Annotated in this window: 24 protein-coding genes and 15 pseudogenes; 37 read left to right on the top strand and 2 right to left on the bottom strand. The window is 30.9% G+C overall.

Annotated features, from left to right (window positions below):
* Nucleotides 1–126: 126 nt before the first annotated feature.
* From PL321_RS17400 to pyrR, 17 genes and pseudogenes are all read left to right on the top strand, one after another.
* Nucleotides 127–303, top strand: coding sequence for a hypothetical protein (locus PL321_RS17400; protein WP_273962799.1), 177 nt, complete (start codon nt 127–129; stop codon nt 301–303).
* A complete protein-coding gene (locus PL321_RS17395) occupies nt 279–410 on the top strand; it encodes a DUF5665 domain-containing protein (RefSeq protein WP_337961217.1) in 132 nt (43 codons plus the stop codon). The genes PL321_RS17400 and PL321_RS17395 overlap by 25 nt, the downstream gene beginning before the upstream one ends.
* An 89-nt stretch (nt 411–499) precedes the next feature.
* Nucleotides 500–772 (top strand): TraR/DksA C4-type zinc finger protein, encoded by a 273-nt coding sequence (locus PL321_RS17390; protein ID WP_273962798.1) that lies wholly within the window; start codon nt 500–502, stop codon nt 770–772.
* Nucleotides 769–1026, top strand: a complete 258-nt coding sequence (locus PL321_RS17385; protein WP_273962797.1) for a hypothetical protein — start codon at nt 769–771, stop codon at nt 1024–1026. Before PL321_RS17390 ends, PL321_RS17385 begins: the two co-directional genes overlap by 4 nt.
* 159 nt (nt 1027–1185) lie before the next feature.
* Entirely contained in the window at nt 1186–1383 is a 198-nt protein-coding gene (locus PL321_RS17380) for an FAD/NAD(P)-binding oxidoreductase (protein ID WP_273962796.1), read from the top strand.
* On the top strand, nt 1377–2120 hold the full coding sequence (locus tag PL321_RS17375; RefSeq protein ID WP_273962795.1) for an NAD(P)/FAD-dependent oxidoreductase: 744 nt from the start codon (nt 1377–1379) through the stop codon (nt 2118–2120). Before PL321_RS17380 ends, PL321_RS17375 begins: the two co-directional genes overlap by 7 nt.
* Entirely contained in the window at nt 2081–2533 is a 453-nt protein-coding gene (locus tag PL321_RS17370; protein WP_273962794.1) for a hypothetical protein, read from the top strand. Before PL321_RS17375 ends, PL321_RS17370 begins: the two co-directional genes overlap by 40 nt.
* A gap of 13 nt (nt 2534–2546) precedes the next feature.
* Nucleotides 2547–2905 (top strand): annotated as a pseudogene (locus PL321_RS17365) (NifB/NifX family molybdenum-iron cluster-binding protein).
* A 17-nt stretch (nt 2906–2922) separates the two neighbouring features.
* Nucleotides 2923–3754, top strand: a pseudogene (locus tag PL321_RS17360) (P-loop NTPase).
* Nucleotides 3745–4615 (top strand): annotated as a pseudogene (locus tag PL321_RS17355) (ATP-binding protein). The pseudogenes PL321_RS17360 and PL321_RS17355 overlap by 10 nt, the downstream one beginning before the upstream one ends.
* Complete coding sequence (locus PL321_RS17350; RefSeq protein WP_273962793.1) at nt 4612–4965, top strand: NifB/NifX family molybdenum-iron cluster-binding protein; 354 nt, start codon at nt 4612–4614, stop codon at nt 4963–4965. The pseudogene PL321_RS17355 and the gene PL321_RS17350 overlap by 4 nt, the downstream one beginning before the upstream one ends.
* Nucleotides 4956–5432: a Fur family transcriptional regulator gene (locus PL321_RS17345; RefSeq protein WP_273962792.1), complete on the top strand. Its 477-nt coding sequence runs from the start codon at nt 4956–4958 to the stop codon at nt 5430–5432. The genes PL321_RS17350 and PL321_RS17345 overlap by 10 nt, the downstream gene beginning before the upstream one ends.
* Nucleotides 5433–5835: 403 nt before the next feature.
* Nucleotides 5836–5988 (top strand): DUF5320 domain-containing protein, encoded by a 153-nt coding sequence (locus PL321_RS17340; protein WP_273962791.1) that lies wholly within the window; start codon nt 5836–5838, stop codon nt 5986–5988.
* A 161-nt stretch (nt 5989–6149) separates the two neighbouring features.
* Nucleotides 6150–6517, top strand: a pseudogene (locus tag PL321_RS17335) (DUF134 domain-containing protein).
* 111 nt (nt 6518–6628) lie between these two features.
* The gene (lspA, locus tag PL321_RS21945; protein ID WP_443110837.1) at nt 6629–7030 is read left to right on the top strand and encodes a signal peptidase II; all 402 of its coding nucleotides are present in this window, start codon (nt 6629–6631) and stop codon (nt 7028–7030) included.
* A gap of 8 nt (nt 7031–7038) precedes the next feature.
* Nucleotides 7039–7958, top strand: a pseudogene (locus PL321_RS17330) (RluA family pseudouridine synthase).
* A 14-nt stretch (nt 7959–7972) separates the two neighbouring features.
* Complete coding sequence (pyrR, locus tag PL321_RS17325; protein WP_273962790.1) at nt 7973–8509, top strand: bifunctional pyr operon transcriptional regulator/uracil phosphoribosyltransferase PyrR; 537 nt, start codon at nt 7973–7975, stop codon at nt 8507–8509.
* Between the two features lie 111 nt (nt 8510–8620).
* On the opposite strand, the gene PL321_RS17320 is transcribed toward pyrR, so the two are convergent.
* Together PL321_RS17320 and PL321_RS17315 are read right to left on the bottom strand one after the other, a co-directional pair.
* Nucleotides 8621–9619, bottom strand: a complete 999-nt coding sequence (locus PL321_RS17320) for an NFACT RNA binding domain-containing protein (RefSeq protein WP_337960872.1) — start codon at nt 9617–9619, stop codon at nt 8621–8623.
* 50 nt (nt 9620–9669) lie between these two features.
* Nucleotides 9670–10240, bottom strand: a pseudogene (locus PL321_RS17315) (NFACT family protein).
* 79 nt (nt 10241–10319) lie between these two features.
* Here PL321_RS17315 and dapF point away from each other — a divergent pair.
* From dapF to PL321_RS17205, 20 genes and pseudogenes are all read left to right on the top strand, one after another.
* A pseudogene (gene dapF, locus PL321_RS17310) lies at nt 10320–11112 on the top strand (diaminopimelate epimerase).
* A 143-nt stretch (nt 11113–11255) separates the two neighbouring features.
* Nucleotides 11256–12107 (top strand): aminotransferase class I/II-fold pyridoxal phosphate-dependent enzyme, encoded by an 852-nt coding sequence (locus PL321_RS17305; RefSeq protein WP_337961216.1) that lies wholly within the window; start codon nt 11256–11258, stop codon nt 12105–12107.
* A gap of 31 nt (nt 12108–12138) precedes the next feature.
* Nucleotides 12139–12327, top strand: a pseudogene (locus tag PL321_RS17300) (aminotransferase class I/II-fold pyridoxal phosphate-dependent enzyme); the annotation flags it as partial.
* A 334-nt stretch (nt 12328–12661) separates the two neighbouring features.
* Nucleotides 12662–13538: pseudogene (locus PL321_RS17295) on the top strand (YicC/YloC family endoribonuclease).
* An 11-nt stretch (nt 13539–13549) separates the two neighbouring features.
* On the top strand, nt 13550–13825 hold the full coding sequence (gene remA / locus PL321_RS17290; protein ID WP_273962789.1) for an extracellular matrix/biofilm regulator RemA: 276 nt from the start codon (nt 13550–13552) through the stop codon (nt 13823–13825).
* Nucleotides 13826–13840: 15 nt separating this feature from the next.
* Nucleotides 13841–14460 (top strand): annotated as a pseudogene (gene gmk / locus PL321_RS17285) (guanylate kinase).
* Nucleotides 14453–14677 (top strand): DNA-directed RNA polymerase subunit omega, encoded by a 225-nt coding sequence (rpoZ, locus tag PL321_RS17280; protein WP_273962788.1) that lies wholly within the window; start codon nt 14453–14455, stop codon nt 14675–14677. The pseudogene gmk and the gene rpoZ overlap by 8 nt, the downstream one beginning before the upstream one ends.
* Nucleotides 14678–14690: 13 nt before the next feature.
* Nucleotides 14691–15867: pseudogene (gene coaBC / locus PL321_RS17275) on the top strand (bifunctional phosphopantothenoylcysteine decarboxylase/phosphopantothenate--cysteine ligase CoaBC).
* A gap of 160 nt (nt 15868–16027) precedes the next feature.
* A pseudogene (locus PL321_RS21940) lies at nt 16028–16440 on the top strand (hypothetical protein).
* Nucleotides 16428–16652: a hypothetical protein gene (locus PL321_RS17265; RefSeq protein ID WP_273962786.1), complete on the top strand. Its 225-nt coding sequence runs from the start codon at nt 16428–16430 to the stop codon at nt 16650–16652. The pseudogene PL321_RS21940 and the gene PL321_RS17265 overlap by 13 nt, the downstream one beginning before the upstream one ends.
* A gap of 8 nt (nt 16653–16660) precedes the next feature.
* Nucleotides 16661–17851: a replication restart helicase PriA gene (gene priA / locus PL321_RS17260; protein ID WP_273962785.1), complete on the top strand. Its 1191-nt coding sequence runs from the start codon at nt 16661–16663 to the stop codon at nt 17849–17851.
* Complete coding sequence (locus PL321_RS17255) at nt 17845–18426, top strand: hypothetical protein (protein ID WP_337961215.1); 582 nt, start codon at nt 17845–17847, stop codon at nt 18424–18426. Before priA ends, PL321_RS17255 begins: the two co-directional genes overlap by 7 nt.
* A gap of 13 nt (nt 18427–18439) precedes the next feature.
* A complete protein-coding gene (def, locus tag PL321_RS17250; protein WP_273962784.1) occupies nt 18440–18889 on the top strand; it encodes a peptide deformylase in 450 nt (149 codons plus the stop codon).
* A 4-nt stretch (nt 18890–18893) separates the two neighbouring features.
* Nucleotides 18894–19821 (top strand): annotated as a pseudogene (gene fmt / locus PL321_RS17245) (methionyl-tRNA formyltransferase).
* Nucleotides 19822–19831: 10 nt separating this feature from the next.
* Nucleotides 19832–20515 carry a zinc metallopeptidase gene (locus tag PL321_RS17240; protein ID WP_273962783.1) on the top strand — a complete coding sequence of 228 codons (684 nt, stop codon included), beginning with the start codon at nt 19832–19834 and terminating at the stop codon, nt 20513–20515.
* 57 nt (nt 20516–20572) lie between these two features.
* Nucleotides 20573–21899 (top strand): annotated as a pseudogene (gene rsmB / locus PL321_RS21935) (16S rRNA (cytosine(967)-C(5))-methyltransferase RsmB).
* Nucleotides 21900–21903: 4 nt separating this feature from the next.
* Nucleotides 21904–22926, top strand: a pseudogene (rlmN, locus tag PL321_RS17220) (23S rRNA (adenine(2503)-C(2))-methyltransferase RlmN).
* A 12-nt stretch (nt 22927–22938) separates the two neighbouring features.
* Complete coding sequence (locus PL321_RS17215; protein ID WP_273962780.1) at nt 22939–23100, top strand: hypothetical protein; 162 nt, start codon at nt 22939–22941, stop codon at nt 23098–23100.
* Nucleotides 23070–23558, top strand: coding sequence for a protein phosphatase 2C domain-containing protein (locus tag PL321_RS17210; protein ID WP_337961213.1), 489 nt, complete (start codon nt 23070–23072; stop codon nt 23556–23558). Before PL321_RS17215 ends, PL321_RS17210 begins: the two co-directional genes overlap by 31 nt.
* A 97-nt stretch (nt 23559–23655) precedes the next feature.
* Nucleotides 23656–24312 carry a protein kinase domain-containing protein gene (locus tag PL321_RS17205; protein ID WP_273962779.1) on the top strand — a complete coding sequence of 219 codons (657 nt, stop codon included), beginning with the start codon at nt 23656–23658 and terminating at the stop codon, nt 24310–24312.
* Nucleotides 24313–24340: the final 28 nt, after the last annotated feature.

Raw genomic sequence — 24340 nt, 5'->3', positions numbered from 1 at the left:
ACATTGAAGTATGTTAGCCTTTTTTATTTTGCATAATAAATGATATTATCATAAATGATAAACATAAACAATATTAATGCATAAATTTACTCAACTATAAAAAATATATGTATGGAGGGAATTGTTATGGGAGAAGATAATAGAAAAACAGAAGAACTTTTGAATAAAGTATGTTTACAACTTGAAAAATCAAGAATTGGAGATTATGTTGATTTAATGCAAAATCCTTATAGAATGATTGCTTTAAATTTTTTTCAGGAGTTGCAAGAGGATTTGGGATTGCCTTTGGTTTTGCTATTTTAGGTGCCTTTGTTATATATCTATTACAGAAGTTAGTGGTTTTGAATCTTCCTATTATTGGAGGGTTTGTAGCAGAGGTTGTAAAACTTGTTCAACTAAATATTAAATAAGGAGATGGTACTATGAAGGATAATAAATTTGATAAATATAAACAGGATCTCTTAAAAAGAGAGGAGACATTTTAAATACGATAAATGATATGGAGGAAAATGGTATAAAGGAAGGTCAAAGGGAGGAATTAAGTGAGCTTTCAACTATAGATAACCATCCTGCAGATATGGCAACAGAAGTATACGATAAAGAAAGAGGTTATGCATTATTTGAAAATGAAAAGAATATTTTAGCAAAGATTGATGCAGCATTAAAAAATATTGAGGATGGAACCTATGGAATTTGTGAAGTATGTGGTGGTGAAATAGAAAAGGACAGATTAGAAGCTATTCCTTATGTTTCTACTTGCAAAAATGTATGAATGATAAGTTAGGCTACAGTACATTCAAACCTGATAGGCCAGTTGAGGAGGAAGTATTAGGATTTCCCTTTGGAAGAAGCTTTAGAGATGTAAGCGATGAAAATGAATATGATGGAGAGGATGCTTGGCAGCAAGTGGGTAATTTTAATAGAATGAAACACGCAAAGCTAAATTATGATGATGAACAAATACCAGGTACTGTTGAGTGGGTAGAAAATATTAGTAATCAGCAATATAAAAATCAGTTGCCATAAGAGTATAAAATAAAAAGCCACAAAACTTAAAATATGTGGCTTTTTATTTTATAGTAATTATCATTCTATTGTAATTATATAATAAGCATTTGACAATAACCAAAAATAGGTGTAATATTAAAATAGCAAATGCTAATAATAATATATGGAGGGGTTAAGATGATAAATGCAGATATTTTAGTAATAGGAGGTAGTGCAGGAGGTATTTTAACTGCAACTACATCAAGGAAAATGTATCCAGATAAAAAGGTTGTTATGGTAAGAAAAAACAAGAGTGTTATGGTTCCTTGCGGTATACCTTACATATTTGGTACATTAAATGATACATCAAAAATAGGATACCTGATGAAATGGTAAAAAATGCTGGGGTTGAACTAATAATTGATGAGGTAATAAACATAGATAAAGAAAATAAAGTAGCTAAATTAGTCAGTGGAGAAGAAATAAGTTTTGATAAATTAGTTTTAGCAACTGGTTCACTTCCTATAATACCAAAATTTATTAATGGATATGACTTGCAAAATGTTTTTCCAATAATTAAAGATGAAGAATACCTTGCAGATATATTGAACAGAATAAAAGGAATGAAGGATATTGTTGTTATTGGTGGTGGATTTATTGGAGTTGAATTTGCTGAACAGTTAAAGATTAACGATAAGAATGTTACTTTAGTTGAAGTTGCAGATAAGATTTTATGGCAGGCCTTTGATGATGAATATGCTGAATTAGCACAACAAGAAATGATTAATAATGGCATTAAATTAAAGGTTGGAACAAAGGTTAAGTCTATTTTAGGAAATAATAAAGTTGAAGAAGTAGAATTTGAAAATGGAGAAAAGATAAAAGCAGATGCTGTTATTTTAGGAATGGGGGTAGTTCCTAATTCAGAACTTGCAAAACAATTAGGTCTAAAATTAAATGAAAAAGGTGCTATTCTTGTTGATGAATATATGAGAACAAGTGAAAAAGATATATTTGCAGTTGGTGATTGTGCTGAAAAAGATGTTTCTTTACGAATAAAAATGTTCCAATACTACTTGCATCAACAGCTGCTATGGAAGCAAAGGTTGCGGCTACAAATCTTTATGGTATAAAGTTTGTAAGGGAAAATAGGGGAACAATAAGTGCTTTTTCTACTAAGGTATTTAATAAAACATTTGCTGCAGCAGGCTTAACAGAACGAAGAGCAAAAGAAGAGGGATTTGATTATGTTATAGGAAGATTTGCAACAATGGATAAACATCCAGGGTCATTACCAAATACAAGTAAAATTGAATTAAAGCTTATGTTCTCAAAAACTTCTGGGGTTTTAATTGGTGCTCAAGTAGTTGGAGGAGAAAGTGTTGGTGAGATGATAAATATATTAAGCCTTGCAATCCAAAAGGGATTAACTGCTAATGAATTAAATACATTCCAAGTAGCAACACATCCACTATTAACATCTTCACCAATTGCTTATCCAATAAATGCAGCTTCACTTGATGCATTAACAAAAATTAATAGATAAAGGAGATGTTAAAATGAAAGTAGCAATATCGGCTACAGGAAAAGATAAAAGCGATTTTATGGATGTAAGATTTGGAAGGTGCAAATATTTTCAAATTCATAATCTTGACAATGGAGAAGTAAAAGTATTAGAAAATGAAGGTCAAAAATCAGGGGTGGAGCAGGAATTACAGCTGCCCAGCAAATAATAGATGAAGGAGTAGATGCTTTAATAACTGGAAGCTTAGGACCTAATGCTTTTGAACTTATAAACAAAGCAGGTATTAAGGCTTATAAATGTAGTGAGATGAGCATTGTAGAAGTTATTAAAAAGTTAAGAGCAAAAGAATTAGAGGAAATTAATGTGGCTGGCCCAGCTCACCACGGTATGTGATTTAGGAGGTAATTACCTTGATTATTGCTGTATTAAGTGGAAAAGGCGGAACAGGTAAAACGACTGTTTCAACTAATTTAGCAATTTCTCTAAATGCAAATTATGTTGATTGTGATGTTGAAGAACCAAATGGATTTTTGTTTTTTAAACCTAATATTGATGAAATTTTTGAGGTTGAAGAAGAATATCCAATAATAAACAAAGATAAATGTGTAGGTTGCGGCAAGTGTGTTAAAGTTTGTAACTTTAATGCACTTGCTAAGGTAAAGGAAAATGTATTAGTTTTTGATAAGTTGTGCCATAGCTGTGGAGCCTGCCAATTTGTTTGTAAATCAGGAGCAATAGATTATAAAAAACGAGTAATTGGTAGAATTGAATCAGGTAGTGCCTACGGTTTAAGAGTTAAGCAGGGAATACTTAACATTGGAGAGCCAATGGCAGTTCCAGTAATTAAAGCGTTGCTTAATTCTGTTAATAAGAATCAAGTTAATGTTATTGACTGTCCTCCAGGTACCTCCTGTAATGTTGTAAATACATTAAAATTTTCTGACTTTGCAGTGCTTGTAACAGAACCATCTAATTTTGGACTACACGATCTAAAACTTGCGGTAGAACTTGTTAAAATATTTGATAAACCCTTTGGAGTTGTGATAAACAAAGATGACGGAAAAGAAAATATAATAAAAAATATTGCAGGGATAACAATATTAACATATTAGGAACTATACCCTTTAGTAGAAACACGGCCAAACTATATTCAAAGGGTAATTTGATGTATTTTGATGAAGAACATAAAAAATATTTGATGGTTTGGCAAACAGCATAAGGGAGGTGCTGCCGTGGAATTAGTTGTTTTAAGTGGTAAAGGAGGCACGGGTAAGACTACAATTGCAAATGCCCTTTCAGAATTAGCAAGGGATGTAATTAGGGTGGATTGTGATGTAGATGCACCTAACTTTTATTTGTACTATGATGGAGAAGATATTGAGAAAAAGGATTTTTAGGTAGTAAAAAGGCAACTATAGATAGTAGTATTTGTGTTAAATGTGGTAAGTGTAAAGAAGTCTGCAAGTTTGACGCTATTGAGATGAAGAAGGGGGAATATACTGTAGATTCCTTTAGTTGTGAAGGATGTGGCTTATGTAGTTTGGTTTGTAGCTCTAACGCAATATCATTAGAGGACGAAAAAACAGCAGATGTATTTGTTACAAAGCTAGAAAAAGGTTTGCTTTCCAGGGCTGAAATGGAGATTGGAGCTGATGGCTCAGGCAAGCTTATAACACAGCTTAGGGAAAATGCGAAAAGATATAATAAAGAAAATAAAATAACAATTATAGATGGTTCACCTGGTATTGGTTGTCCTGTAATATCTTCAATTACAGGTAGCAATGTTGCGTTAATTGTAACCGAACCTACAAAGTCTGGATTGGAAGATTTAAAAGAGTATATTCTCTATGCAAACATTTTGGAATAAATAGTTATATATGTATTAATAAATATGATATAAATTTAGAGGTTACAAAGGATATAGAAGACTTTGCTCAAAATAACAATATTTTGATATTAGGTAGAATACCCTTTGATGAAACGGTTATGGAGTCTATCAACAACTTAAAACCTATTACAGATTATGATGAAAGCAGTGCCAATAAAGCTATAAGAGAAATGTGGGAATTTTTAAAATTAAAAATAAAGGAGGAAAAGATATGAAAATAGCCGTAGCCTGCGAAGGTAAAAATGTTAGTGCTCACTTTGGACATTGTGAAGGATTTAGAATTTATGATGTAGAGGACAATAAGATTTTAAATTCAGAGTTTAGAGACAACCCAGGACACAGACCAGGATTTTTACCAGTATTTTTAAAGGATTTAGGTGTTAATGTAATAATAGCAGGTGGAATGGGAGAAACAGCTCAGATGCTATTTAATGAAAATGGAATAGAAGTTATAGTTGGTGTATCTGGTTTATGCGATGATGTTGTTATAAATTATATTAATGGTGAATTAAAGTCGAGTGGAAGCATTTGTAGAGAACACCAACATGAAGGACATTGTCATTAATTTTAAAGTTGTGGGATGTTGATATGTCAGAGATGATAGAAAGGTATAGAAAAATTATAGAAGAATCTGGACAAAAGTTTACAAAACAAAAGCAATTAATATTGGAAACGATTTTAGAAGTAAATAGACATATATCAGCAAATGAAATATTTAACTTAGTTAAGAACAAAAATATAGGACTTGCAACTGTATATAGAGCACTTAATTCTTTTACCGAACTTGGAATATTAAAGAGAATAAAAATAGACAATACAAGTTACTATGAATTAAAGATATACAGTGGTAAGGTGTTACACGTTCATTTTATATGTAAATACTGCAAAAATATTTTAGATATTAACGATAAAAATTTGATATTAGAATATATTAAATTAAATAACTTAGTAGAAAATAATTTTGATGTAGAAGTTCAAGATGCTGATATTATGCTTGTGGGTGTATGCAGTAGTTGTAGTAATAAAAAGTAGTTTATTAGAATAAACTACGAGGCTGTTGAAAAAGCTATAATATGTTTGGCCCCTTGAAGGATTTCCTTGGCATTCCTTCATTTCGCTAATCAAGTGTAAGCTTTTCTTTGTTTGAAAAAGTCCTACTCTCGCGATGCCCTCATCCGTGAGGGCCGCTCGGCTCGGCACATCGTGTGCCGAATTACGGACTTTTTCAAAGTCTAAAGATGCACTTGCTAAAGCTTATGAAATATGCCAATTTGAAATCCTTTCAAGGGGCAATTTCATAATCAATGCATCTTTTGTGTTTGTCAACAATCTGGTAGTTTATTAGAATAAACTACTTTTTGTTTATTGACATATACCCAAAAAGGTAGTACAATAAAATTGAAATGAACATATACCCAAAAAGGAGGTTAAGAATATGCCAAGAAGAGATGGAACAGGACCAGATGGTAGAGGACCAAGAACGGGGCGTGGACTTGGAAGATGTGGAAATAATCAAGACAATGTACAATGCAGAAGAGATAGACGTGGCAGGGGATGCGGTAGATTCTGTAGAAGAAATGAGAATTAAAAACCTATAGTAAAAGTGCTATGTTTATTGGCAAAGTTGCAATAAAATTTGCAGGCCAATTAACCATAGCACTTTTTATTTTAGTTTTGTAATAAAGGCATTATATAATTGGAGTTTTTATGATAAAATAGAAAATGTAACTTTTAGAGGGAGGGATAAAAGTGCCAAGACCAAGGAAGCATAGAAGGGTATGCTGTCTACCAAAAGTAAATGAGTTTGGTCCTGCTATGAAAAATGATGAAAACAAATTTGTTTATATGTCAGTAGAGGAATATGAAGCAATAAGATTGATAGACTTAGAAAATTTAAGCCAAGAAGAAACAGCAGAAAGAATGGGAGTTGCCCGTTCAACTATACAAAGAATATATGAAGAGGGTAGAAAAAGCTTGCAGATTTTATTGTAAATGGAAAAACTCTTAAAATAGAAGGAGGGGATTATAGAATCTGTGATATTGATTTAGAAGACAATAGATGTCCAATGTGCAGACGAAATGGTAAAATGCACGGGCAAAATAAGGAGAAAGATTAAATTAATATATAAATCATTTATTATTAAAATATTTAATTTTGAGTGTTAGAATGGGGTGGATAAAATGGAATTTTTAATAATTCTATTAGTTTTATTAGATCAATTAACTAAATATATTGCAAAAAATATTTAATCGTAAAACAACCTATAAATTTAATTAATGGGTATTTAAATCTTGTTTATGTAGAAAATAGAGGTGCTGCCTTTGGAATATTTAGAGATAAGAAGATAATATTAATAGGCTTTACTTCAATAGTTGTACTTGGACTTATTTATTATTTATTTAAAAATAAGGGTAAAGATAGATTTATTGATTTTTGTCTTGTTTTAGTTATATCTGGAGCTATAGGCAATTTAATTGATAGAATATATTTAAATTATGTTGTGGATTTTATACATTTTTATATAAAGAATATATTTGATTGGCCTGTATTTAATTTTGCAGATATATATGTTTCAATTGGAGCAGTTTTACTATCAATTAAATTGATATTCTTTGATAAACAGAGGTGATGTAATAGATGCAGACACAGTCTATGAATTTTATTGTAGATATAGACAATGTTGGTAAAAGAATAGATGTTTATTTAGCTGAAATGATAGAAAATATGTCAAGGTCTCAAATTCAAAAGATTATTAATAATGGTAATGTTACTGTTAATGAAAAAGTAGTTAAAAATAACTACAAGCTAAAAGAAGAGGATGAGATACTATTAAATTTACCAGAACCTGTTATGTTAAAGGTTGAACCTGAAGATATACCGATTAATATTTTGTATGAAGATGATGATATTGTTGTAGTTAATAAGCCGCAAGGTATGGTTGTACATCCTGCACCAGGCAATTATTCAGGTACTCTTGTTAATGCATTGTTGTATCATTGTAAAAACCTTTCATCGATAAATGGGGTAATAAGACCTGGTATTGTTCACAGAATTGATAAGGATACTTCAGGAGTTTTGGTTGTAGCAAAAACGATATAGCTCATAGAAGCTTAGCAGAACAAATTAAGGAGCATTCTGTTAATAGAATATACTTGGCAATTACTGAAGGGGTAATTAAGGAAGAGGCAGGAACTATAAATAAACCTATTGCAAGGCATCCAGTTGAAAGAAAAAAGATGGCAATAGTTGAAGGTGGAAGAGAGGCTGTAACTCATTTTAATGTACTTGAGAGATTTAAAGAGAATACGTACATACAATGCAAACTTAAAACAGGAAGAACTCATCAAATTCGTGTTCATATGAGTTCTATAGGTCATCCTTTGGTTGGAGACCCAGTTTATGGTTATAAAAAACAGAAGTATAAATTACAGGGTCAGGCACTTCACGCTACTACATTAGGTTTTATTCATCCAACTAAGAAGGAATATATGGAGTTTACTTCGACTCCTCCAGATTATTTTATAGAATTATTAAATAAATTACGTAATATGAAATAATAGGTGGTGAGTTTATGAATATAAAGGCAAAACTATTAGATGAAAATTCAATAAGAAGAACACTTGTAAGATTATCCCACGAAATAATAGAAAAGAATAAAGGCGTATCTGACATAGCTTTGGTTGGAATAAAAACAAGGGGAGTACCAATAGCAAAAAGAATTGCTGAGTTTATAAATCAATTTGAAGGAGTAGATATACCAGTTGGTATACTTGATATAACGTTATACAGAGACGACTTAACAGAAAAATATGAAGACCCAAAGATTAACGATACTAAGATTGATTTTGATATAAAAAATAAAAAGATAATATTAGTGGATGATGTTTTGTTTACAGGAAGAACTGTAAGGGCAGCATTAGATGCAATTGTGGATATAGGAAGACCTAAATCAATTCAGCTTGCTGTTTTAATAGATAGAGGCCATAGAGAACTTCCAATCAGAGCAGATTATGTTGGAAAAAATGTTCCTACATCTTTGTCGGAGATTGTACACGTGCATCTTAAGGAAATAGATGGAGAGGATGTAGTTCTTATTTCAGAAAAATAAAGAGGCTATGTAAGCCTCTTTATTTTTTCTATTTTTCACTTGATGGGGTAATGTATATTGTTTTATTTGTATAATAAATTACCATTCCGGGTTTTGCACCGTTTGGCTTTTTTACATTTTTTCTTTCTGTATAATCAACAGGAACGTTAGTTGAATTTTTGCTTTGCTGTAATAAGCAGCAAGAAGAGCTCCTTCTAATAGTGCAGTATCTGACACTTCACCATTTTTAGATTTTATAATAATATGGGACCCAGGTATATTTTTAGTATGCATCCAAATGTCCTCCTGGGAGGCAAATTTTAAAGTCAAAAAGTCGTTCTGTAGGTTGCTTTTACCGACATATATATCGTATCCGTCGGAGGATACAAAATGCATAGGTTGCGACTTTGTTGATTTATTTGATATTTTGCGTTTAATAAAACCGTTTATAATTAACTCACTTCTTATCTCTTCAATTGTTTCAGAATCTGTAGCATTTTCTAAATTTATTAGAACTGTTTCAAGATATTCCTTTTCTTTAAAGGAGTCTTCTAAATTTTTACTTAACATTTCATAGGTATTCTTGTTTTTGTTGTATTTTTTATAATACTGCTGGGACACTTCAATTGGTGTCATACCTTTTATATAAGGTACTTCAATTAAATTTAGATTTTCATCATAGTAATTTTGAAGCATAATAGCATCGCTATTAACGTTAATAGTATATTGATTTGCTAATATAAGTTCAGCATAAAGTTTATATTTATCAAATTCTTTGCATTCTTCTATTTTATTTACATAGGATTCAATCTTTTTATTAGTTTTTTCATATAAAGATTGTACTAATTTATATAAATCCTTGTATTTTTGTTTTATTGTTATTTCAGAACTTCTATTAAAATAGAAGGCATCTATCATTTCGCTTGGTTTGTTATAAAAAGTTTCATCGGATTCATTGCCTGTTTTAAACACATAAAAATCCTTAGAACCTTTAGCATTTATAAAAATATTAAATTCAAATGAGTAGGATTTAAGTTTTGCTATATAGTAAAAGAAATTGTTTGCAATAATATTAATATCATCGGTTGATAGATTTAGTATTTCAATTTCTCCTTTATTTTTACAAACCATTTGGCTAAAAATATTGCTTATCCCATAAAAATTATCTATTAATACCTTTCCTATTTTTTAGACTTATTTTCATTAATTATATTTAAAAAGTCTTCTTTTGTAACAAGTAGAGGGTTAATTTTTGTTTTTGTTGGTGGAAGTTCGTATTTAAGTTTAGGTAGAATTTGTCTTACAGAACTTATAGTAAAATCAATATGTTTTAATGAATCAACTATTATGTATTCAGAATTAGTAAGAATTATATTACTGTGTTTTCCCATAATTTCAGATATTAGATAATATGTATTAGGATAACCAAGTTCATCCTTTACTTCTATAGAAATTTTTAAAATTCTATCAAGAGATACCTGTTCAATATTTAAAATTCTTCCGTTTTGTACATATTTTCTAAGTACCATACAAAAGGAAGGTGGTTTAACGGGGTTTTCAATGCTCTGTTCTGTTAGATTAAATCTTGAGGATGTTGGATTTGTTGAAATCAAAAGTTTTTTGTATTTTTTCTTTTCTTAGTATTAATACGATATCCTCACTGTTTGGTTGATATATTTTATCTATTTTACCGTTTATAAATTCTTTAAGTTCATTTATTACGCTATAGGTTACTAATCCGTCAAATGGCATAATAAAACCTCCAGTAGACTTTTTAAATAAGTATAACATAATATATTATAAAATGTAATAGTTATAATGGGGAGATAATATGAATTTTGTTAAAATGCACGGGCTTGGAAATGATTTTATTATCTTTGAAGCAAAAGAAAAAATTAATAGAAATTTAAATGAGCTTGCAAAAAAGTATGTGATAGGCACATAGGTATAGGTGCAGATGGTATACTAATAGTTGAAGAGTCAAAATGTGCTGATATTAAGATGACAATAATAAATTCAGATGGAAGTTTAGCTGAAATGTGTGGAAATGGATTAAGGTGTTTTAGTAAATATGTTTATGAAAGGGGTATAGTAAAAAACAAAAATTTAATGTAGAAACAGGAGCAGGCATACTTGAGGTGATTTTAACTTTTGATAATGAAAAAGTAAAAACAATAAGGGTTAATATGGGAAAACCAATAATAGAAGAGGACAGGAGACTTTATAAGCTAAATGTATTAGATAGGGAGTTTAAAGCAACTACAATGGTTATGGGAGTTCCACATACAATAATATATGTTGATGAAATAGACGATGAAACTGTGCTAAAATATGGACCAATAATTGAAAAAATGGATATTTTTAAAAAGGGTACTAATGTTAATTTTGTAAAGGTTATTGATAAGGGAAACATTAAAATCAGAACTTGGGAAAGAGGAGCTGGATATACTTTGGCCTGTGGAACAGGGACCTGTGCAGGTGCTGTTTCTACTTTTATAAATGGATTAACAAACAACGATGTAATTGCTCACTTAAAATTAGGAGAACTAAAAATATTATACGATGATTATGTATATATGGAGGGACCTGCTGAATTTATATGTGAAGGAAGATTGCTTTTGTGACATAATATTTTAATTTGAATATTATATTATTAAAGTAATTTTAGGAGAGAGCCTATTTTGAAATTGTCTAACAGATTAAATAGGGTTCCAAAGTATATTTTTCAAGACTTGATGAATTAAAAACTAATTACAATGCCAAGGGAATAAAAGTAATTGATTTAAGCATTGGTGATCCAGATATTGAGACGCCAGAATTTATCGTTGACTATTTAACAGAGGCTTTAAAATACCCAAACTATCACAAATACCCACCCTATGATGGAATTGAGGAACTTAAAATATCTATATCAAATTATTATAAAAGAAGATTTAATGTAGATTTAAATTACAAAGATGAAGTTGCAGTGCTTATTGGTTCAAAAGAGGGAATTGCACATATGTTTCTTGCACTTACGGATATAGAGGACTATGTTATAATACCTGATCCTGCATATCCCGTTTATAGAGCCAGTGCCTATATAGCAGGATGTAATGTATATACAATGCCTTTAACCTATGGGGATAAATATTTGCCTCGATTAGAGAATATATATGACGAAGTAAAAAGAAAGGCAAAGATACTCATTACAAATTATCCAAATAATCCCACAGGTGCAGTATCAAATACAGAATTCTTTTCAAAGTTAATAAAGTTTGGAAAAGAAAACAATATATTAATTGCAAACGATGCGGCCTATGTTGAAATTATATCTAAGTCACAAAAACCATTGAGTATTCTTCAGATTGAAGGAGCAAAGGACATAGCAATTGAATTTGGAAGTCTTTCTAAGATGTTTAGTATGACTGGTTGGAGAATTGGGTTTGTTGTCGGTAATAAAGAAGCAATAAATAAAATTGTCTCTGTTAAATCAAATTTTGATTCTGGACAATTTATTCCAATACAGAGGGCAGCAGCCTTTGCACTGGACTTTTCTGATATATATGTTGATTTTATAAATGATATATATAATGAAAGAAGAAAATTAGTTGTAGATACTTTAAGGTCAAAAACTTAACTGTTTTTGATTCTGAGGGAACTTTTATGTATGGTTTAAGATACCTGACAATTATAAATCAGAAGAATTCTGTACAATGCTTTTAGAAAAGGCACATATTTTAATTACACCAGGGAATGCCTTTGGAGATAGAGGAGAGGGATTTGCAAGAATATCCTTAACCTGTAATAGTCAAGAATTGAGGGAGGCTATGGAAAATATAAAGTCAATAGAATTTTAATAAATTTCCTAAGGTTGTTGAAAAAGTTATGATAAGATTTGCTCCTTGAAGATTCCTTCGTTTTGTTAATTAAGTATAAGTTTTTGTTTTAAAAGTGCTATTCTTAAGATGCCCTCATCTTTGAGGGCTACTTTGTTCTATACATTGTGTGCAGAATACGGACTTTTCAAAGTCTAAAATAAGACTTGCTAAATATTATGAAATAGCTCAATGTAATCTTTAAGGAGTCATATTTATATAGGAGATTTGTAAAATAATCTTGAAAAATTATGTATACATTAGATATAATAAGAAAGAATGAAAAAATAAAGATTAAAGGTTAGAAGGTGAAATTGTGGTAAAGAGTATGACAGGGTATGGACGAGGATACTCTGAATTAAACAACAGAGCATTTACTGTGGAACTTAAATCAGTAAATAACAGGTATTTAGACATAAACATTAGATATCCAAAACACTTAATGTCGTTGGAAGACAAAATTAGAAAATACATATCTACTTATATTTCAAGAGGTAAAATTGATGTTTATGTATCACAGGATAAGTTCAACAAAGATGATATAGAAGTAAAACTTGACGAAAACATAGCAAAGGCATACTGTGATGCCTTTAAAGCTATGAGTGAGAAATTAAGCTTAGAAAATGATATAACAGTTTCAAGGTTAGCAAAATTCCAAGATGTTTTAAGCATTGAAAAGAAGGAAGAAGTTACTGAGGAAATTTGGGATGTTTTAAAGAATGCATTAGAAAATGCTTTAAATATGTTTATTGACATGAGGCAAAAAGAAGGTATAAAATTAAGCGAGGATTTATTAATAAGATGTGATAAAATAATAGAGTTTGTAGATAAAATAGAAGAAAGATCTGATTTAGTTGTTGAAGAGTATAGAGAAAAAATTTATCAAAGAGTATCAGAATTCTTAAAGAATGTTGAAGTTGATGAGGCAAGACTTTTAAACGAAGTTGCATTTTTGCAGACAAGTGTAACATAACAGAAGAAATAGTTAGGTTAAGAAGTCACGTTAAACAGTTTAAAGAAAGTTTAACTTTAGATGAACCAATAGGAAAGAAGCTTGATTTTTAGTTCAAGAAATGAATAGAGAAACAAATACCATAGGTTCAAAATCTAATGATTTAACTATAACAAATATTGTAGTTCAAATTAAAAGTGAAATAGAAAAAATAAGAGAACAGATACAAAATATTGAATAGGAGGAACAGTGATGGCAATAAAATTAATAAATATTGGTTTTGGAAATATTGTTTCAACAAACAGAATAATCGCAATTGTAAGCCCAGAATCAGCACCTATAAAAAGAATTATTCAAGAGGCCAGAGATAGAGGAATGCTTATTGATGCTACATATGGAAGAAGAACCAGAGCAGTTATTATTACAGACAGTGACCACGTAATATTATCTGCAGTACAACCAGAAACAGTTGCACATAGATTATCAACAAAAGAAGAAGTAGATGTAATAGAAGAATCAGAAGAATAAAGGAAGGGTATTGCTATGAAAAATAAAGGACTTTTAATTGTAATTTCTGGACCTTCAGGTGCAGGTAAGGGTACAATCTGTAAGGCACTTTTAGAAAAGCATCCAGAAATAAAATTATCGGTTTCTTGTACGACAAGAAGTCCAAGGCAAAATGAAGTAGAGGGTATAAATTATTATTTTATTTCTAAAGATAAATTCAAAGAAATGATTGAAAAGGACGAGTTCTTAGAATATGCTGAAGTGTATGACAACTATTATGGTACTCCAAGACAAAATGTTGAGCGTATATTAAATGAAGGAAATGATATAATATTAGAAATAGATATACAAGGTGCCCTTAAGGTTAAGGAAAAATATCCAGAGGGTGTATTTGTGTTTATTATGCCACCTTCAATGGAGGAGTTGAAAAATAGAATAAAAAGAGGGGTTCAGAAACTGAAGAGTCTCTTTTAAAGCGTTTTAAATCAGCTTTCCAAGAGATTAATTTTGTTGCAAATTATAATTATGTTATAGTAAATGATGTAGTAGAAGATGCAGTTAAAAGATTAGAAGCTATAATTGTAGCTGAAAAGTGTAGAGTTGATAGATTAAAGGGAAACTATATATTTTTGCAGGAGGGATTTTTAAATGACTAATAATTCTAATATGATTAATCCATCAATTGTATCACTGTTACAAAAGGTTAGCGATAGGTATTCACTTGTGGTAGTTACAGCAAGACGTGCAAGACAGTTAATTGATAAAGCAGAACCTCTTGTTAAAGTAAATTCAAACAAGCCTGTTACTGTTGCTATAAATGAAATTAATGAAGGAAAAATAAAGTACGAAAGCTTAAAATCTGGTATAAAATAATTGAGGTGTTTATATGTCCAAAAATGTTGTACTTGGGGTATCTGGTGGAATAGCCTGTTATAAAGCGTTAGATGTTGTAAGTAGGCTTAAAAGAAGGGGATTAATGTATATGTTATTATGACAGAGTCTGCAACTGAGTTTGTTGCACCACTTAGTTTCCAATCGTTAAGCCAAAATTACGTTGTTGTGGATATGTTCGAGGATCCTAAAACTTGGGAGGTAGAACATATTTCTCTTGCAGAAAAGGCGGATGTTTTTGTTATAGCACCAGCAACTGCAAATGTGATAGGTAAAATAGCAAATGGAATTGCTGATGATATGCTTACAACAACAGTTATGGCGACAAAGGCACCAGTTTTAATTGCACCAGCAATGAATACTAATATGTATGAAAACAAGATAGTTCAAAGAAATATAGAGTTTTTAAAGTCAATGGGCTATCATTTTATAGAGCCAGATGAAGGAAGACTTGCTTGTGGAGCTGTTGGCAAGGGTAAATTAGCAGAACCTGAGAAAATAGTAGAATACATTGAAATGCTTCTTAGCGAAGAAAAGGATTTGATAAATAAGAACATTATTATAACAGCTGGACCAACAAGAGAAGATATAGATCCAGTTAGATTTATTACAAATAGATCAACAGGAAAGATGGGTTATGCCCTTGCAAGAGCAGCAAGAGATAGAGGAGCAAATGTAACATTAATAACAGGACCAACAGATTTAAAACCACCTTCCTTTATAGATGTTGTAAAGGTCTATAGTGCAGAGGATATGTATAGAGAAGTAAGCGTAAGATTTGATAGTTGTGATGTGCTTATTATGTCTGCTGCAGTTGCAGATTATAGACCTAAAGAAAAAAGTAATATAAAGATAAAAAAGTCAGACGACGATTTAAAAATAGAGCTTATGAGAAATAAGGATATTTTGTTAGAAATAAAAGATAGAAAAAGAATCAAACTGTTATTGGATTTGCAGCAGAAACAAATGATGTTTTGGATAATGCAATTAAGAAAATTCAAAAGAAAAATTTAGACTTTATTGTTGCAAATGATGTAAGCCAAAAGGATAGTGGTTTTGGTACAGATACAAATACTATAAAGATTATAGACAAGTTTGGTAATATTAAGGATTATCCAAATATGTCTAAGGATGATGTTGCACATACTATACTTGATTTGTTGGTTAAATAAGCAGAAAAAGAGCATTTCTGCTCTTTTTTGTATTTTACAGTATATTGATAAAATGACAGTTTAGGCTGCAACAAATTATATCTTTTATAATTTTTATTATAAATTAATTGTTAAATCTTCTCATAATGTTCAGAGAAGTATTAGATATGGAGGATAATATATGATATTAGCATCTATATGTATAGATAATCCTTCTAAAGAAATAGACAGGCTTTTTGACTATTCTGTTCCAGAGGATTTAAAGGAAGTTATTAAAATAGGAATGAGGGTTATTGTGCCCTTTGGAGCTTCAAATAAACTAATACAGGGTGTTGTTATAGCAATCAATGAAAAAAGGAAGATGGAATAAAGTATAAAGAGATATATGATGTAATTGATGAGGAATTAGCACTGCCTGAGGAACTTATTAAAATCGCGTATTTTATGAAGCAAAAATACTTTTGTACATTAAGTGAAGCAATATATTCTATTCTGCCACCTAAAATGGGTATTTCAGAGCAGTTTGAGGCAAAAATAATTAGTGAAGACTTTAGTATATGTTCTAAAAAGAAAAGCAGTTTTTGTCAATGCTAAATAAAAATAGCTATACAAAAATTGATTTAAAATCATTTAATTTTAAAAGAGCAGATTTAATGGGTTTAAGGAATAAAGGTATTATAGATTTAAAAATAGAAACGAAACATAATTTAAATAAAAAAACAGTTGAATTTATAAGAATAAAAGATTATAAAAGGGCAGAGGAACTGTTAAATAATAAAAGATTAAAGCAGCAAAAAATGTTATAGAGTATATTTTGAGTAACAATATAAATGAGATTTTACTATCACAAATTTTGAGTGAATTGAATTGTTCAAGAGTGACAATTAAATCTTTAGAGGAAAAGGGTGTAATTGATATATTTGAAAAGGAAGTCTATAGAGAGGTTGCATCAGAGTATGTCAATTATCCTAAACATATCTTATCTGATGTACAAAGAAGAGCATTTGATTCTATATTAAAGGAGTATAGAGAAGGTAGAAGAGTGTCTTTAATAAGAGGGGTAACAGGATGTGGAAAGACCGAGATTTATTTAAATTTAGTAGAACACTTTATTAACTTAAACTTTGGAGCAATAGTTTTGGTTCCTGAAATATCCTTAACTCCCCAAACAGTTGAGCGATTTAAAGGCAGATTTAATGATAAGGTGGCAATACTCCATAGTAGGCTTTCGGATGGTGAAAGATATGATGAATGGAGAAGAATAATTAGAGGAGAGGCTAAAATTGTGGTTGGTGCAAGATCTGCAGTGTTTGCACCAGTTAAAGATTTAAAGCTAATAATAATTGATGAAGAACACGAGTATTCCTATAAGTCTGAACAAAATCCTAAATATCTAACACGGGAAGTGGCAGAATATAGGGCTAACTTGATTGACGGACTTTTAGTCTTAGGTTCAGCAACGCCTTCAATTGAGAGTTATTACAATGTAAGTAGGGGATTTTATAATTTGATTGAAATAGATGAAAGAATAGGTAGTGCAACACTACCTGATGTTAACATTGTAGATATGCGTCAAGAATTGATTTCAGGAAACAGGTCAATTTTTAGCAGGGAGCTTTATAGTTCAATAGAAGAAAATTTGAAAAATAATAGGCAGACAATTTTATTTTTAAATAGAAGAGGCTATTCTACCTTTGTTCTCTGTAGAGAATGTGGGTATGTTTGCAAATGTTCTAATTGTGACGTATCTATGACATACCATATTTCAACCAATACACTTGAATGCCATTATTGCGGGCAGAGGATGTATGTACCAAAACTTTGTCCTAATTGTAAAAGTAAATATATAAAGCATTTTGGTGCAGGCACAGAAAAAATAGAGCAGGAAGTAAAAAGATTATTTCCTCAAGCACGTGTCATTAGAATGGATATGGATACAACAAGAAAAAAGGGGAACACGAACGATTATACAGGCTCTTTAAGGAGCATAAGGCAGATATATTAATTGGAACTCAAATGATTAGTAAGGGAATGGATTTTAAAAATGTAACTTTAGTTGGTGTAGTGGCAGCAGATACAATGTTAAATCTTCCTGACTTTAGGGCGGCAGAAAGAACTTTTCAACTTCTTGTTCAAGTTGCTGGAAGAGCAGGCAGAGGAGAAGAAAAGGGAAAAGTTATTATTCAAACCTATGAACCTGAACATTATAGTATACAATTAGCAACAACTCAAAATTATAATGAATTTTATAAAAAGGAAATAGAGATAAGAAAATTTTTAAATAATCCTCCCTTTGTTGATTTAACCTATTTTCTTTTTACTTCAGATAAAGAAGATGAGCTTATAAGAATGTGTAAAGAAATAGAACAAGAAGTTAGAAGAATTCTACCTAATCATATTACTATACTTGGTCCTACACCTAACTTTATTTCAAAAATTAAAAATACCTTTAGGTGGAATATGATGATAAAGGGAAATATAATTGATTATGTGGAATTAATTGATAAAATAATATATGATAAGAGTAAGGCTACGTCAGTTAAATATTCTATTGATTTAAACCCATATAGTTTAATATAAAGGAGTGATGTAAATGGCCTTGAGACAAATTAGAAAAATAGGAGATGACGTATTAAGAAAAATAAGTAAACCTGTAGTTAAGTTTGATGATAGGTTAAAAATATTGGTTGAGGATATGATAGATACTATGTATGAGGCAGATGGAGTTGGTCTTGCAGCACCACAGGTTGGAATATTAAAGAGGGTTATAGTTATTGATGTGGGAAATGGACCAAAGGCGTACATCAACCCTGAAATTATTTATGAAGAGGGAGAACAAATAGATGTTGAGGGATGCTTAAGTGTACCAAATAGAAGAGGTGAAGTTAAGAGACCCTATAAAGTTAAGGTTAAAGCACAAGATGTAAATGGAAATGAATTTATAGAAGAAGGAGAAGAGCTTTTAGCACGTGCCTTTTGCCACGAAATTGACCATTTAAATGGTATATTGTTTATTGACAAAATAATTGAGCAGGGAGAGTGATTAAATGAAGGTTGTATTTATGGGAACACCAGATTTTGCAGTTCCTACTTTAAAAGATTAATAGAAAGACATAATGTCATTGCCGTTTTTACGCAACCAGACAAACCCAAGGGTAGAGGACAAAAGGTTCAATATTCACCTGTAAAAGAAGTTGCAATTGAACATAATATACCTGTTTTTCAACCAAGTAAAATTAGAAAGGAAATAGAATATATAGAAAAACTAAAAGAGCTAAATCCTGATGTATGCGTGGTTGTTGCGTATGGACAGATACTTCCAAAGGAAGTTCTTGATATACCAAGGTTTGGTTGTATAAATGTGCATGCCTCCCTTTTACCTGAGCTTAGAGGTGCAGCACCAATAAATTGGTCTATAATTAATGGGAATAAAGTAACAGGCATTACAACAATGATGATGGATGTTGGACTTGATACTGGTGATATGCTTTTAAAAGGGAAGTCGAAATTTTAGATACAGATACTGCAGGTTCTCTGCACGATAAACTTATGGTTGTTGGTGCAGATCTTTTAATAGAAACATTAGAAAAACTTGAAAAGGGTGAAATTATCCCAGAAAAACAGGATGATACTAAGGCTACTTATGCCCCAATGATGGATAAGGAACTTGGACATATTAATTGGAATAAAAATGCAAGAGATGTATTTAATTTAATTAGGGGTGTTACACCTTGGCCAAGTGCATATTTCTATTATGACGATATTATGATCAAGGTTTGGAGATGTGAAGTAATAGAAGGTGGAAAATATGATGAGCCTGGGAAAATTATTGAGGTAAACAAGGATGGGGTTAAAATAGCCTGCAGAGAGGGTATAATAGTATTGAAGGAAATACAGAAGCAGGGAAGTAAAAGAATGGATATAGCAACCTTTTTAAACGGAAATAATTTTGAGGTTGGTAAGTTATTAAAATAGGGGTGAAGTTATGTTTTATTACGATAGTACGTTTGTTATTTTAATACCAGCAATTTTGCTTTCACTTTACGCTCAAGCAAAAATACAGTCAACCTATTCAAGATATTCAAAACAGTACTCTTTATCAGGATTAACAGGTGCAGAGGCAGCAAGAAGAATACTGAATTACAATGGATTGTATGATGTTGCTATTGAAATGATACCAGGAAATCTAACAGACCACTATGATCCAAGAAATAGGGTGTTAAGATTATCTCAAGGTGTTTATCATAGCAGTTCAATTGCAGCAATAGGTGTTGCAGCACACGAAGCAGGCCACGCACTTCAACATAATATGGGTTATGCACCGCTTATATTTAGAAATGCATTAGTTCCAGTTGCAAATATTGGTTCAAATCTATCTTGGGTATTGATAGTATTAGGAATTTTCTTAAGTAGTGCAGGCCTTATAAATCTTGGTATTTTACTTTTTACAGCTGTTGTTTTGTTTCAAGTTATAACATTGCCAGTTGAGTTTAATGCAAGTTCAAGGGCATTAAAACAACTTGATAATTACAATATTTTATACAAAGAAGAGCTTTATAAAGCAAAGAAGGTTCTTAGTGCAGCAGCACTAACCTATGTTGCAGCAACTCTTATGGCAGTATCTCAACTCTTAAGACTTTTGGTTTTGACACGAGATTCTCGTGACTAATTATGAAGGAAGTTATTCTTCCTTCATAATTTTATATTATATTATTGGAGGTTTAATATGAAGGACATAGCACGATATGTTGCAGTAAAAACATTATGTGATATTGAAGAGGGTGCATTTTCAAATATAAAGTTAAATCAATATTTTAAAAGATATGATATGAAATCGTTAGATAGAGCCTTTACATCTGAAATAGTATATGGAACATTAAGAAATCTAATTAAAATAGACTATTTTATAAATAAATTTTCAAATATAAAAACGAATAAAATGTCAAAATGGGTTCTTAATTCTATAAGAATTGCTGTATACCAAATATTTTTATGGATAAGGTTCCAGAGTATGCAGCTATAAATGAGTCTGTAGAGATAGTAAAACAGAGGGAAAAGAAGGCCTCTGGCTTTGTTAATGGAGTGTTAAGAAGCATATTGAGAAATAAACAGCAATTTAATCAGATAAATATTAAGGATAACATTAAAAGACTGTCAATACAGTATTCACATCCAGAGTGGATAGTAAAGATGTTTATTGATGAGTTTGGAGAGGATTTTACAGAGGAACTTTTAAAGGCAAATAATACAACACCAAAACTCACAGTAAGAGTAAATACTTTAAAGATAACCAAGGAAGAATTAAAGAAGATATTAGAGGATAAGGGCATAAATGTTTATGATGGAATAGTAGAAGAGGCATTGATTTTAGAGGATTTTTCTAATATAGAAAAGTCTGAGGAGTTTAATAAAGGTTATTTTATAATTCAGGACGAAAGTTCTATGCTTGTTAGTAGGGTTTTAGATGTTAAAGAAGGTATGAAGGTTTTAGATTTGTGTAGTGCACCTGGTGGTAAAACAACACATATTGCACAGCTTATGAATAATAAAGGACAGGTAATTGCCTTTGATATTCACGAACACAAGTTGAAATTAATAAAAAGTAATTCTGATAGACTGGGTATTGATATAATCGATGCAAAATTAAAGGATGCAGAAGTTTTTATGGAAGAGTACATAGATTATGCGGATAGAGTATTGGTAGATGCACCTTGTTCTGGACTTGGGCTGCTTAGAAAAAGCCAGAAATAAAGTATAATGTTAAAAGAGAAGATATTATTACATTAACAAGTATTCAAAGGACTATCTTAAATAATGCAGCAAAATATGTAAAGAAGGATGGATATATTGTATATAGTACTTGTACGATAACTAAACAGGAAAACGAAAAAGTTATACAAGAATTTTTAAAGGATAATGAAAACTTTGTGTTAGATGATGTTAATCAATTTTTACCAAAAGGCATATGTACAGAAAATAAGTTTTTAAAGTTATTCCCAAATATTCATAAAATGGATGGCTTCTTTATAGCAAAACTAAAAAGAATAAGGTGATGGTATGATAGAGCTAAGGAGTTTAGGTTTAAAGGAGATGCAGAATTTTATCGAAGAATTAGGTGAACCCAAATTTAGAGCTAAACAGGTTTTTAAATGGATTCATAAGGGTGTAGAAGACTTTGAAGATATGACAGATTTATCAAGGGCTTTAAGGGAAAAACTGTCAAATATAGGATATATAAAAAATATGGAAATAGCAAAAAACAGGTATCTAAAGTAGATGGAACTGTAAAATATCTATTAAAATTACGCGATGGAAATTTGATTGAATGTGTTTTAATGAGGTATAATTATGGTAATTCTATATGCATCTCAACACAGGTTGGATGTAGTATGGGGTGTAAATTTTGTGCTTCAACTATTGGAGGAAAGGTCAGGGATTTAACACCAGGAGAGATGATTGGACAAATAATAACTGTTCAAAATGATATAAAAGAAAGGATTTCAAATGTTGTTTTAATGGGAACGGGTGAACCCCTTGACAATTTTGATAATACTATAAAGTTTCTTGAGCTCTTAAGAGAACCAGAGGGTCTGCATATTGGTATGAGACATATAACTATATCAACCTGTGGATTGGTACCAGAAATAAAAAGTTAGCAGATTTAAATTACCAAATAACACTTGCAATATCGCTACACGCACCTAATGATGAAATAAGAAAAAAACAATGCCTATAGCAAATAGATACTCTATGGAGCAATTATTAGATGCGTGTAAATACTATGTTGGTAAAACAGATAGAAGAATTACATTTGAGTATACGATGATAGATGGAGTAAATGATGAGAAGGAACACGTTGAAGAATTAGCAGAAAAGTTAAAAGGAATCTTGTGCCACGTAAATTTAATACCAGTAAATGCAGTTACCGAAAGAAATTTAAAGAGGTCTAATCAAGATAAAATAATTAAATTTAAGAATATTTTAGAAGCTAAAGGAATAGAAACTACAATAAGAAGAGAATTGGGGACTGATATAGATGCAGCCTGTGGGCAGCTAAGAAGAAGGTATCAAGAAATTTAAAGAGGTGGTTTTGTGTATATATTCTGTAAAACTGACATTGGTAAAAAACGAGAGCTAAATGAAGATTATGTTTTGGTTTTTAAATCCCCAAATTATAGTCTTATGATAGTTGCAGATGGAATGGGGGCCACAATGGAGGAGAGATTGCAAGTGAAATTGCTTCAACTTCAATAAGGGAATATGTTTTCAATAATTTTAATTCAACAGAAGATAAATTAGAACTTATAAGAGATGCAATTGTATATGCAAATAATGTTGTATATAAGGTATCAAAGCAGAATAATAATTTAAAGGGTATGGGAACAACAGTTACTTGTTGTTTGTTACTGGAAAAGAAGGCTATAATAGGTCACGTTGGTGATTCAAGAGCCTACAGAATTACAAGTGATTACATAATAAAGGTAACAGAGGATCACTCATTTGTACAGCAACTTGTAAAGAAGGGCACAATTACACAGGAGGAGGCTGAAAATCACCCCCAAAAGAATTTAATAACAAGGGCAATAGGGGTTGATGAGTATGTAATGGTGGATATTGTTGATTTTGAACTTAAAGATGATGAGATAGTGCTTCTTTGTACAGATGGACTAACAAATTATATAACAGAACAAGAGATAAAAATATTGTTTTAACAGAAAAAGATCCAGTTAAAACGTTGATTGATACTGCAAATGAACGTGGTGGTGCAGATAATATTTCAGTCATAATTGCACAAAAGGAGGTGGGGAAATGAATCTAATAGGTACAACCTTAGGTGGACGTTATATAATTGTAGAACAAATTGGAGAAGGTGGAATGGCTGTTGTATATAAAGCAAAGGACCAACTTCTTAATAGATATGTTGCAGTTAAGGTTTTAAAACAGGAATTTACTCAGGATGAAGATTTTGTTAAGAAATTTAAAAGAGAATCCATAGCTGCAGCAAGCTTAACGCACCCTAACATTGTATCAATCTTTGATGTAGGAGAACAGGATAACATCTACTATATTGTAATGGAATATATTAAAGGTCAAACTCTTAAGGAATATATAAAAAGTAATGGCAAGATTGGATATAAAAGGGTATTAGATATAATCCTCCAGATAGCTATGGCGTTAGAAAATGCCCACAAAAATGGAGTTGTGCATAGGGATATAAAACCCCACAACATAGTTGTAACAGAAGAAGGAACAATTAAAGTAACAGATTTTGGAATAGCAAGGGCTTCAACTGTTGCTACAGTTACTAACACAAATAAAGTATTAGGCTCAGTACATTATCTATCTCCAGAACAGGCAAAGGGTGGCTTTAGTGACCATAGAACGGATATTTATTCACTCGGTGTTGTTATGTATGAGATGCTAACAGGAAGACTCCCTTTGATGCAGAAAGTCCAATTTCTGTAGCTATTAAACATATTCAAGAAGATTTTAA

Origin of the sequence: Caloramator sp. mosi_1 (assembly GCF_028622835.1) — a bacterium.
Taxonomy (GTDB): Bacteria; Bacillota; Clostridia; order Clostridiales; family Caloramatoraceae; genus Thermobrachium.
This window is presented reverse-complemented; position numbering and strand designations above follow the sequence as displayed.